10 protein-coding genes are annotated in these 11,693 nt (G+C 46.3%); 4 read left to right on the forward strand and 6 right to left on the reverse strand.

Annotated elements, in window-relative coordinates; translation table 11 throughout:
* Window position 1: 1 nt before the first annotated feature.
* Window positions 2-703 carry a haloacid dehalogenase type II gene (locus BOQ04_RS04140; protein ID WP_076023523.1) on the reverse strand — a complete coding sequence of 234 codons (702 nt, stop codon included), beginning with the start codon at window positions 701-703 and terminating at the stop codon, window positions 2-4.
* A gap of 166 nt (window positions 704-869) precedes the next feature.
* On the opposite strand from BOQ04_RS04140, the gene oxlT reads away from it, so the two are divergent.
* Window positions 870-2,138, forward strand: a complete 1,269-nt coding sequence (gene oxlT / locus BOQ04_RS04145; protein ID WP_076023524.1) for an oxalate/formate MFS antiporter — start codon at window positions 870-872, stop codon at window positions 2,136-2,138.
* 80 nt (window positions 2,139-2,218) lie between these two features.
* Here the strand turns inward: oxlT and BOQ04_RS04150 are convergent, their stop codons facing one another.
* The 5 genes from BOQ04_RS04150 to BOQ04_RS04170 form a co-directional block, all read right to left on the reverse strand.
* Complete coding sequence (locus BOQ04_RS04150) at window positions 2,219-3,817, reverse strand: gamma-glutamyltransferase family protein (protein ID WP_076023525.1); 1,599 nt, start codon at window positions 3,815-3,817, stop codon at window positions 2,219-2,221.
* 97 nt (window positions 3,818-3,914) lie between these two features.
* Window positions 3,915-5,216 carry an amidase gene (locus tag BOQ04_RS04155; RefSeq protein WP_076023526.1) on the reverse strand — a complete coding sequence of 434 codons (1,302 nt, stop codon included), beginning with the start codon at window positions 5,214-5,216 and terminating at the stop codon, window positions 3,915-3,917.
* A 59-nt stretch (window positions 5,217-5,275) separates the two neighbouring features.
* Window positions 5,276-6,250, reverse strand: a complete 975-nt coding sequence (locus BOQ04_RS04160; protein WP_076023527.1) for an ABC transporter substrate-binding protein — start codon at window positions 6,248-6,250, stop codon at window positions 5,276-5,278.
* Window positions 6,251-6,277: 27 nt separating this feature from the next.
* Window positions 6,278-6,955, reverse strand: coding sequence for an ABC transporter permease (locus tag BOQ04_RS04165; RefSeq protein WP_076023528.1), 678 nt, complete (start codon window positions 6,953-6,955; stop codon window positions 6,278-6,280).
* Window positions 6,956-7,091: 136 nt separating this feature from the next.
* Window positions 7,092-7,880, reverse strand: coding sequence for an ABC transporter ATP-binding protein (locus BOQ04_RS04170; protein ID WP_076023529.1), 789 nt, complete (start codon window positions 7,878-7,880; stop codon window positions 7,092-7,094).
* Between the two features lie 235 nt (window positions 7,881-8,115).
* Between BOQ04_RS04170 and BOQ04_RS04175 the strand changes: the two genes are divergently transcribed.
* The 3 genes from BOQ04_RS04175 (at window position 8,116) to BOQ04_RS04185 (ending at window position 11,673) form a co-directional block, all read left to right on the forward strand.
* Window positions 8,116-9,531, forward strand: coding sequence for a short-chain fatty acid transporter (locus BOQ04_RS04175; protein ID WP_076023530.1), 1,416 nt, complete (start codon window positions 8,116-8,118; stop codon window positions 9,529-9,531).
* A 45-nt stretch (window positions 9,532-9,576) separates the two neighbouring features.
* Window positions 9,577-10,479, forward strand: coding sequence for a 2-hydroxy-3-oxopropionate reductase (gene glxR / locus BOQ04_RS04180; protein ID WP_425338950.1), 903 nt, complete (start codon window positions 9,577-9,579; stop codon window positions 10,477-10,479).
* 252 nt (window positions 10,480-10,731) lie between these two features.
* Window positions 10,732-11,673: a 2-keto-3-deoxygluconate permease gene (locus tag BOQ04_RS04185; RefSeq protein WP_076023532.1), complete on the forward strand. Its 942-nt coding sequence runs from the start codon at window positions 10,732-10,734 to the stop codon at window positions 11,671-11,673.
* Window positions 11,674-11,693 lie beyond the last annotated feature (20 nt).

The raw sequence follows: 11,693 nt of genomic DNA on the forward strand, positions 1-11,693 counted from the left end.
GCTAGCAGCCCAATTGTGCTGCTAGCTCATTCAAATCTTTAGCATGATATGTAGTGAACTCCTCGCGCTGTAGATCTTCCCTGACAACCTGAGGCCCAAACTCCATCGGCCGCTCTATAAAGGCAGTTTGTAAGCCACAGGCTTGTGCAGACACGAGGTCATCTTTATGGGCAGCTACTAACATGACCTGATCTGGAGTCACATCAAAAATATCAGCCACCCCCAGGTATGTTTCTGGATCGGGCTTGTAATGCCGAAAGACTTCAGCCGAAAGAATCAGATCCCATGGCAAGCCTGCATTTTTCGCCATCTCGGCCAACAGTCCTAAGTTTCCATTTGAGAGGGTGACAATAATGAATTTACTTTTCAGTCTAGTAAGGCCTGCCACCGTATCAGCCCAGGGAGTAAGGCGATGCCAAACCAGGTTTAAATCCCGTATTTGGGGTTCAGAAAGAGCGTTAACCTGAAAGTCTTTCAGAATGTCATTGAGAATCAGGCGATGCAAATCATCAATCTTGGTCCAAGGCAATTCCCCTGAACGAACGCGGGCCATGGCTGGCTTGTAACCTGTTCTCCAGGCGGTCGCAAATGCATCAGGATCTACAGGCAGCTTGAGTTTTCTAACCTCAGCGGCAATTGATCCATGCCAATCCACCACTGTGCCAAAAACATCAAATGCCAGTACCTTTACTTGCTTAGTCATTCCAATAATTCCTATATGGTCACCCTTAGTGGTGCAGGATAAAGTATCTTAATTAAATATACGCACCAATTTAGTGAATATATTAGTGCAAACCCTTGCTAATCGATTAATAATGAAACAGCAAAATTTACTTTGATAGATCTATCAAATAAAAACAGGAGGTTTTATGAGTTCAGTAGCGATGGGTGCTTCAGAGGGTGCGAATAATCCCTTGAAGTCCAAATGGGTGCAGTTAGCCCTAGGCGTCATTTGCATGATGGCGATTTCAAGCCCTCAATATGTGTGGGCACTCTTTACAAAACCAATCATGGGTCAGCTGGGAGTCAGCTTAACTGAGCTACAGATTACCTTTTCGATCTTGATTGTGTTGCAAACTTTTTTCTCGCCCTTTCAAGGTTATTTGGTTGATAAGTTTGGTCCTCGCCTGTTGTTGTCGATCGGTACTGTATTGACCGGTTTAAGCTGGGTGCTATCTGCTAATGTTGCTACAGTTTCTGATCTCTACTTAACTTATGGTGTATTGGGTGGATTGGGAACCGGTATTGTTTATGTTGGCGTCGTTGGTTTGATGGTGCGCTGGTTTCCGCAAAATCGCGGCTTTGCTGTGGGTATGGTTGCTGCAGGTTACGGTATTGGTGCCTTATTGACCACCTTCCCAATCTCTAATAGCCTCGCTGAATCTGGCCTGCAAGGCACCCTCACATTCTTTGGCTACATCATTGGCGCAGTTGGTTTATTGGCTGCGCAAGGCATTCGTGTACCGCATGCTGATCGTGTGCAAACTGCTGGCCAGATTGAGGCAGCAGCGGCTGGTGTGTCACCCATGGCAATGCTCAAGACCCCTATTTTTTGGTTGCTCTTTTTGATGATGTCGATGATGTCCACCTCTGGTTTGATGGTGATCTCTCAGATGGGTGCATTTGCCAAGGACTTTGGTGTAACTGGTGCAATGGTTTTTGGCATGGCAGCTTTACCTTTGGCTTTGAGTATTGATCGTATTACCAATGGTTTAACGCGCCCACTCTTTGGCTGGGTATCTGATCGTATTGGTCGTGAATACACTATGACAATTGCATTTGGTCTAGAAGCAGCGGCTATGTTTGTATGGGTGATGACGCGCTCTGACCCGCTTATTTTTGTATTGATGTCTGGTGTAGTCTTCTTTGGTTGGGGTGAGATTTTTTCTTTATTCCCATCTACGCTCACAGATACCTTTGGTCAAAAGCACGCTACAACCAACTATGGATTTTTATACATGGCGCAGGGCGTAGGTTCGATTATTGGTGGTCCTATTGCCGCCTACATTCACAGTCAAACTGAAAGTTGGCTGCCAGTGTTTGCAATCATGATTGCCTTAGATGCAACGGCTGCATTACTCGCCTTCTTTGTATTGCGTCCAATGCGCGCAAAGTATTTGCAAGCTAAGGTTGCATAAAAGCAATGCATCAGTAGTTAAGACATAGTGCAATAGAAAAAGGCTGCCATTGGCAGCCTTTTTTGTTGCAGCATCAGGGCTTAGAAGGAGCTCACTGCACCATCGCTACGCGGATCCCAGCCGCCTCGTAAAGTGCCAGAGGGCTCTCGAATGATGCAACCGGCGTGTCCTACGGTTTCATCAAAGGCATCGAGCATCTCAATCTCATGGCCTAAGGCATGTAATTCTTTAGCAACCCATGGACTAAAGCGCGATTCAAGCTTGAGGCTATCGCTGGTTTGTCCCCAGGTGCGACCTAACAACCAACGAGGGCGGCTAATCGCATCTTGCGGGTCAAGACCATAAGTAGCGGTGCGTGTAAAGACTGCACATTGTGTTTGGGGTTGGCCATCTCCACCCATCGTGCCGTAGACCATAGAGCGACCATCTTTGAATAACGCCATAGCGGGGTTGAGCGTATGAAATGGTTTGCGATAAGGCTCAAGGTGATTGAGTGTTTTTGGATCTAGGGAGAAACTGCAGCCGCGGTTCTGCCAATTAACACCAGATGTAGGTAGAACAATACCGGCACCAAACTCATGGTAAATGCTTTGAATAAATGAAACACAGTTACCCTGCCCATCAATGACTCCCATCCAGATGGTGTCAGCCGGACCTTTGCCTTGACCCCATGGCAGTGCTCTTTCAGGATCAATATTTTTGGCTAGTTTTTTGAGGAAGGCGGGCGCTAAGAAATTTTGCGCATTGCGCTTCATATAGGCAGGATCAGTAACAAATTGATCGCGAATTTTGAAGGCTTGTTTGGTAGCCTCAACGCAATGATGGACGTACTCGGCGCTATCCACTTTGAAGCGCTTGAGATTAAGTTGATCCAAAATTCCCAATATCATCAGCGAGACTAAACCTTGGGTTGGTGGGATCATGTTGTAGACATTACCCAGGCTATGCTTGAGCTCTAGCGGATCAATCAGTTTTGCTTGATGGCGCTGTAAGTCACTTAAACGCAAAGGGCTACCCAATTCAGTCAATTCTTTGGCGAGTAAGTCAGCCAGATCACCGCGGTAATAATCTTCCGTTCCTTTTCTGGCGATCTGGCGCAGGGTTTTAGCGAGGCGCTCTTGTTTGAAGATGCTGCCAACTTGGGGCGCTTTGCCGTCCACTAGAAAGGTTTCTGCAAATCCAGGAATGGGACTGAGTTCGGCCGTCTTTTTAGTAGTTAAGCTCGATTGGCTATGAGTGACTGGCACCCCTTTTTCTGCGTAATAGATTGCATCAGCCAATAAACGGGAGAGTGGAATTTTTCCGCCCAAACCTTGTTTGGATAATTGATGTGCGGCACCCCATCCCGAGATGGTTCCGGCAACTGTATTGGCAGCAACCGCTCCACGAAACGGAATCGCCTTGGTAATACCGCGTTCTGCGTACCAGTTTTTTGTCGCTAGGCCAGCCGCTGCTCCACAGGCATCAATGCCACCCATGGCTTTACCAGGGGAGTGCACCACCCAAAAGGAGTCGCCACCAATGGAATTCATATGTGGGTACACCACTGCAATAGTGGCTGCTGCCGCAACCATGGCCTCAAGGGCATTACCACCTTCACGTAAAACTGCCAAAGCAGATTCAGATGCCAGGGAGTGGGGCGCTACGGCCATTCCACGAATACCCCATTTTTGTTGCATAGATTTCTCCGGATTGATTATTTTTTTAATTATCTCAATCCGATTATAGGGCTTCAGATCCGTGCCTTTAGGACCATTTGGATCTGAAGATTTTTAATTACTTGGCAAAAGCAATTTCTGCAAACTTAGCAATAGATAGGAGTTTGGCGTCCTCCTGGTATTGTCCAATCAATTGAATGCCTAAAGGCAAGCCATTGCCTGATTTGGTAAAAGGAAGATTGATCGCAGGCATTCCCAAAAAGCTCCAGAGGGCGCAGAAAATGGGATCTCCAGTAGAGGTCAATCCCTTGGGCGCCTCGCCACTAGCTGGTACCGATAAGAATCCATCGTATTGTTCAAAAAATGCAGCAATAGATTGTTTTAATTCTATTTGTTTTGCGCGAGCAGCAAGATAGGCTTCGGAAGAGTGCTTAGAGCCTCTGTCGGCTAAATCAATAATATGTTGGCTGAGGAGTTCCTTGTTCTCTTTGAGATGGGTTTCGTGAATCTGCGCTGCCTCGCAATCCATCATCAAGTTCATATCAGCTATGGCATCCCAGTATTGGGTTGGTAGCGTCAGCTCTTGGACAATAGCGCCTGCAGCGCGCAACCGATCTGCTGCAGCATCGAGCGCTTGTTTTTGCTCTGCACTTAGCAGGTGATCGTGTGGAGTGACAATTTTTGCAATGCGAGGTGTTGCAAAAGGGGCGATACCCGTTTTTTCGTTTAACACCAGATCGGGCAAAATAATTGCATCTTCTTCAGCCAGGCTGTCATTCTTGAGTAACTGAAAAGCCAGCGCCGCGTCATCAACTGATCTGGTGAAAAACCCAATGTGATCGAGGGAGCCGGCTAGGGGGTGAGCCCCTTCGCGCGTTACAGCGCCAAAGCTAGCTTTGAATCCAACCACACCACAAAAGGCAGCGGGACGCACAATGGATCCTTGCGTTTGTGATCCGAGTGCCAGAGGTACTATGCCGGCTGCCACGGATGCTGCTGAGCCGCTGGATGAGCCGCCAGGGGTATGTTCTGCATTCCAGGGATTCGTTGTGGGGCCAGGGTGGCGCCAAGCAAATTCAGTAGTGACAGTTTTGCCAAAAATCACACCGCCAAGCTGGCGAATTTTTGCAATGATGGGCGCATCCTCTTTGGGAATATTGCCCTTGTAAATTGGAGAGCCATTAGTAGTAGGGAACTGAGTTGTGGCAATAATATCTTTGACGCCAACTGGAATACCGCTAAGTGGCCCCGGCTTAACTTCTTTAGCAAGATCTTCCAGTGAGCCTCTCACCAGAAATGCATGCAAACTGGGCTCTAAGAGATCAGCTTGGTCACAGCATTGTGACAATAGTTCGTGGGGGGTGAGCTCACCCGCTTGAATTTTGTTGCAAGCTTCTCTTAGGCCAGGTATTTTTTTCATATGCATCGATGTCTTATGGTTGTTTGTTTAGGCAGTCTAAGACCGCCTAAACAGATTGATTACTTCAATGTTAATGCGTTCTTGATATAGGTTTGATTGATGAAGGTGTCATAAGCTGGTTGCTCCTTCAGATTTCCAAGTGCAATTTGGGTTTCCATTGCAATCTTTAGCGCTTGTGGCGTGATTTGTACGCTCTTAGGGAACACATTCTCACTCATCATGCGGTTCACTGCATTTTCAACAACCTGAGGGTCTTGTGAAGGAAACTCTTTCTTGGCGATTTCAATTGCGCCTTTGGGGTCTTTGGCCATATAACGCAGCGCCACTTCCATGCCATTAACCATTCTTTGGGCAACTACTGGATCGACTGTTTTCATAGCGGTAATTGACGAGAAGGCATAAGGACCATAGGTTTTTGGAAAGCCTAAGACAACTTTCATGCCCTTGATCGCAACTTGATCCAAGCCTGGCTCATATAGGACGGCTACCTTAGCTTGTCCACCTAGTAAGGCTGCTGGCTCGGTACCGAGAGGTACTTGGATCATATCAATATCGGTTTTCTCATTCATGCCATTTTCTTTAAGCAACTTCAGAAATAAAGATGTGCTGGTTGTTGGCATGAGGCCGGTGACTACTTTTTGACCCTTGATATCCTTGATTGAAGTGAATTTGACATCTGGTGCAGTAGCAATCCAAACTGCTGCGCCATTGACTGCATTGCTAATAATTCCCACGTTAGCACCTTTGGACGCTGCTATCGCAGTCCACTCTGGACCATGAATGGAGAACTGTGAGCTACCAGACAAAACAGAGGATAGTGCTGCAGTTGGGGAGCCAGCAGTTTCTTTAATCACGCTCAAACCCTGATCCTGGAAGAAGCCTTTATCAATCGCCACATATAAGGGCAAATACAGCATTGACTGAAAAGCCTGAGAGATCGTGACGGTCTTCACTTCTGCTGATGCCGATAGTGAAGTCATGCCGATTCCCGCTGCTAATGCGATAGTGCTTAATTTCTTAAAGATGGATTGCATTTGTAATACCTCCAATGAGTTAATAAATTACATTCGAATTTGGGTGCGTCCGTTATCAGAGCGCCAAGGGAACATCCATTTTTCCAGTGCATCAATCGCGTGATAGAGAAAGAAGCCAACAATCATTAGCATGAAGAGGCCAACCCATACTGAATTGAGCTCATATAGACTTGAAGCGTTATAAATCATGTGACCTAAGCCAGCTTTCGAGGAGATAAACTCACCCACGACTGCACCAACCAAGCCAAAGCCCACATTAATTCTGAAGTTAGAAACAATCACCGGCATTGAAGAGGGCGCAATGACTTCAAAAAATATTTGATGCTTATTACCGCCCATTGAAAACAATAGTGATTGCAGATCTTTATCAGCATCCTTGGTTGCCTGGTGGGCTGCAATGAGTGCAATGATTGCTGTCATCGAAACCACCAATACAACCTTAGCTCCCAATCCCGTTCCAAACCAGAGCAATATGATTGGTGCAAGGGCAATTTTGGGAACGCTATTAATAGCCACTATGAATGGTTCTGTAATTTGTGCGGCCCATTTTGAGTACCAAAGGGAGAGTCCCAGTGCCGTACCAATGATGGTGCCGATCACAAAACCAAGCAGTGCTTCCCAAAGGGTATAGCCTGTATCAATAAAGATGGAGTAGTTCAGCACACTTGCAACAAAACATTTCCAAATACCTGCTGGCGTTCCCACTAGGAATTCTGAAATAAATCCAAGCTCAGCTCCCAGCTGCCAAGCAGCACAAAAAAAAGAACTACAGAAAGTAATTGGATAAATGATTTGCCTGTGCCGCTATTAAGCCAAGAACTTAGCAAGGATGGTTTTGAGTTCATACTGAAGCATCCTTTTTGGTTTGAATATCTAACTCAGAACAGAGTAAGTTGAAGTACTCAGAAAAGTTTTTATGAGCCCTTGCATCAATTGGGGATGTACGCTCTATTTCTATTTCATGTACATTTTTTACGGTAGTGGGTCTGCCACTTAACGCAACAACACGCTTGGATAGGGCTACTGCTTCATCAATATCGTGCGTCACTAGGATGACTGTCTTTTTAAAGGTAGCAACAGCCTCAAGTAAGACGCTCTCTAAATACAATCGAGTTTGATAATCAAGTGCAGAAAAAGGTTCATCTAATAGAAGGATATCCGGATCCATTAGCAAGGTTCTGATCAGGGCAACCCGTTGACGCATCCCACCAGAAAGGGTTTGAGGGTAAGATTTTTCAAATCCAGATAGACCAAAAGTAGATAGATATTCTCTGGCCATATCAACTGCCCGGGGCCCATCTTCCCCTCGCACTTTTAGCCCCAGTAAAACGTTATCAAGCACTGTTTTCCAGGGAAAAAGTAGGTCTTTTTGCATCATGTAGCCAATACGACCCCGCAGACTGGTGGTTTTTTCACCTCTATATATAAGAGACCCCTGATCTGCCTCTAGTAAGCCGGCAATAATATTAAAAATAGTCGATTTACCGCAGCCGCTTGGTCCAATGATGCTGACAAAGTCTTGCTCGTGGACATCAAATGTCAGGCCGCTAAGCACCTCAACAGGCCCCGACTTCGAGCTGAAGGATTTATGAATCCCGTTAATAGAGAGTTGAATAGCTTGATTAGTCATGTCTTTAATGGCGATCTAAATTGGTGCGAAGTAGGTAGTAATACTTACATTCTTAGTTCAGGCCAAAGTAGGGGAGGATTTTTTTATGGTGCAGCAATGCATCAATTTGGTATTTCCTGAACCAAGGTGGGGCTTTCCTGAGTGAGAGCCTCTTTGGGCACTCATTTTTACCTTAGGCGATAATTGCCTCTGATGAGCATTTTTGTTGGAATTTGATAAAAAAGTACGGAGATATATGAGTAATTCAATTGAGAATAGTTTTTTTGCGCGATTTGCCATTCGCTGCGCAAACTGGGCTGAGCGTTGGTTCCCGGACTCCTGGGTATTTGCCGTAGTTGCTGTCATCGTTGTGGCCTTAGCCACGCTATACATTGGCGCCACCCCAAGCGATGCGGCCATGGCTTTCGGTAATGGCTTTTGGACTCTCATTCCTTTCACTATGCAAATGGCTTTTGTGGTGATTGGTGGCTATGTAGTTGCTAGCTCACCACCGGCAACTAAGCTAATTGAAAAAATGGCCAAAATTCCTAAAAATGGTCGTTCCGCCGTTTGCTGGGTCGCAGGTATTTCGATGGCAGCTTCTTTGTTGAACTGGGGTCTCTCTTTGGTTTTCGGTGGTTTACTGGTAAGGGCCTTGGCACGACGGACTGATTTGAAGATGGACTATCGTGCTGCAGGCGCTGCTGCTTATTTAGGCCTCGGCGCTGTTTGGGCGCTTGGTTTGTCATCTTCGGCCGCTCAACTACAGGCCAATCCAGCTAGCTTGCCACCATCTGTGTTGGCAATTACAGGCGTTATCCCCTTTACTGAAACTATTTTCTTATGGCAGTCTGGCGTTTTGCTCGCTGCATTGTTTATTGTTTCTTTGATTGTGTCTTATGTTTCAGCGCCCGGGCCTCAGGCTGCTCGTGATGCCGCTGGTTGCGGTGTTGATGTGAGCTTGCCTCCTCCTAAGCTGGCTGAGCGCACCCGTCCTGGGGAGTGGTTGGAATACAGCCCGCTATTAATTATTTTGCTGGCCTTGTTGGCTGCAGGCTGGTTGTATAACGAGTTCACTACCAAGCCTTTTATTACGGCGATTTCTGGTCTCAATACCTATAACTTCCTATTTATCATGGTTGGTGCTTTGCTGCATTGGCGTCCAAGAAGTTTCTTGGATGCGGTTTCAAAAGCAGTTCCAACGACTACGGGTGTATTGATTCAGTTTCCTTTGTATGGTTCGATTGCCGCTTTGATGACCCAAGTAAAAGGGGTTGATGCGCATACCTTGTCTGCGCATATCTCTGATTTCTTTGTGCATATTGCATCGCATGACAGCTATGCCATCATCATGAGTATTTACTCTGCAGTTCTGGGCTTCTTCATTCCATCGGGTGGCGGCAAGTGGATTATTGAGGCGCCTTATGTCATGCAAGTGGCTAATGACTTGCAATATCACTTGGGTTGGGCTGTGCAGATCTACAACGCTGCTGAAGCATTGCCAAACTTGATTAATCCGTTTTATATGTTGCCTTTGTTGGGCATCTTGGGAATCAAGGCACGTGAGGTGATTGGTTTCTCATTTGTACAGTTGCTAGTGCATACACCTTTGGTGCTGTTCTTGTTGTGGATGCTGGGTAACACCTTGGCTTATATCCCACCGATGCATTAATACTTAAAACATATTGATTTAATACATATTAAAAAGAGATGAATAATGAGTGAAAAATTAAAACTAGGATTTGTTGGACTTGGCATCATGGGTGCTCCAATGGCATCTCATTTGATTAAGGCGGGTCATGAAGTTTATGTAGCCACTCGCAGCAAAGTAGCCCCAGAAATTGCAGCATCGAGTGCAATTGTTTGTGCTAATCCACAAGAAGTTGCCAAGCAGGCGGATATTATTTTCCTGATGCTGCCTGATACCCCAGATGTGGAGCGCGTATTACTTGGTGAGCATGGTGTGGCAGCGGGCCTCACCAAAGGCAAGACAGTGGTGGATATGAGTTCAATTTCCCCGATTGCCACTAAAGAGTTTGCTAAAAAAATCAATGCATTAGGGTGTGACTACTTAGATGCGCCTGTATCAGGCGGACAAGTGGGTGCTCAAAATGCCACGCTTTCAATTATGGTTGGTGGTGATGAGGCAGTATTTAACAAAGTGAAGCCTGTCTTTGAGTTAATGGGTAAAAACATTAACTTAGTTGGTGGCAATGGCGATGGTCAAACTGCAAAAGTGGCTAATCAAATTATTGTTGCTCTTAATATCGAGGCAGTAGCTGAAGCCCTGCTGTTTGCAGCCAAAGCGGGCGCAGATCCAGCCAAGGTTCGCCAAGCATTAATGGGCGGCTTTGCAAGTTCCAAGATCTTGGAGGTGCATGGTGAACGCATGGTGAAGCGCACGTTTGATCCTGGTTTCCGTATTGAGTTGCATCAGAAGGATTTAAATCTAGCTCTTGAGAGCGCTAGATCACTTGGGGTATCGTTGCCAAATACGGCAACCGCCCAAGCCCTCTTTAGTTCTTGCGTAGCCCATGGCGGTAAGGCGTGGGATCACTCTGCAATGGTGAAGGCCCTAGAAGGCATGGCTAACTTTGAAGTCGGGCAAAAGGCTGACTAAAGCCCGAGTGTATTTATTGCAGTGCAATACACTAATAGCAGCAATAGTGTTCAGAGCCTCATCTACGATGGGGCTTTTTTATTGCCTAGGTGTTTTCGCTAGGAGTTGATGTGAATCAATTGCTTTTTTATTTCTACTTGATCTAATGACTCGACGACTTTCGTAATAACGAAGTCAAAAATAACTAATTACATATGGCAATCATGCCAGCGAGAGACAGGGCGGCTTATTGGCTGCTACAGAAAGGTAGAGATGAAGATTTATCAAACCATCAATAAAGTACCGGGCGGGTTAATGGTTGTGCCCTTATTTATTGGCATGCTACTCAACACGTTTGCGCCAAATGCCTTAAAGATAGGCGGTTTTACACAAGCTCTCACTAATCAGGGCTACCCAACCTTTTTGGCGATGTATCTATTTACCGTTGGCACAAAGATGACGCTCAATGCAGCGCCAACGATGCTCAAACGTGGTTTTGGTATCTTGTTTGCAAAGGTCGGTATCGCAATTGCTATTTCTTTGGCGATCGCCCACTTTTTTAATGGCGACATTGTTGGTCTCACTACCTTAGCAGTATTGGCAGCCATGAACGATACCAATGGCGGTATGTTTCTTGCTCTAACTAGCACCTTCGGTAGCAAAGAAGATGCGGGCACTTACGTGCCACAAAGTATAGAAACTGGACCATTTTTAACCATGCTAGTTTTAGTCGGAGCAGGCCTGGCGGTCATTCCTTGGATGACGATGTTCTCGGTCATTGCCCCAATTATTGCTGGAGCGATTCTTGGAAATCTAGATAGCGATCTCAGGGATTTCTTTGGTAAGCATGAGCCAATCATTATTCCCTTTATGGCCTTCACACTGGGTCAAGGTATCAATTTGTCAGCGGTAACGACCGCCGGCTTGCCGGGCATCTTGCTTGGCCTCTCAGTATTGGTCATTACTGGAATCGTTTGCATCTTGGCTGATCGCCTATTAGGCGGCTCTGGCGTAGCGGGTGCCGCAGCTTCCAGCACGGCAGGCAATGCCACCGGCACTCCGCAAGCAGTTGCACTGGCTGACCCATCTTTTGCAGCAATTGCACCTTTAGCGACTGTTCAAGTGGCCGCTTCGGTGATTGTGACTGCAGTGCTGACCCCGGTACTTACGGCCTATATCTATCGTCGCAATAAGAAGAAGCTAGAGGCGCAGTAATGTTCTGATCTAGCGGTTTC

The sequence above is a fragment of the Polynucleobacter sphagniphilus genome, assembly GCF_001953355.1.
Lineage (GTDB): Bacteria > Pseudomonadota > Gammaproteobacteria > Burkholderiales > Burkholderiaceae > Polynucleobacter > Polynucleobacter sphagniphilus.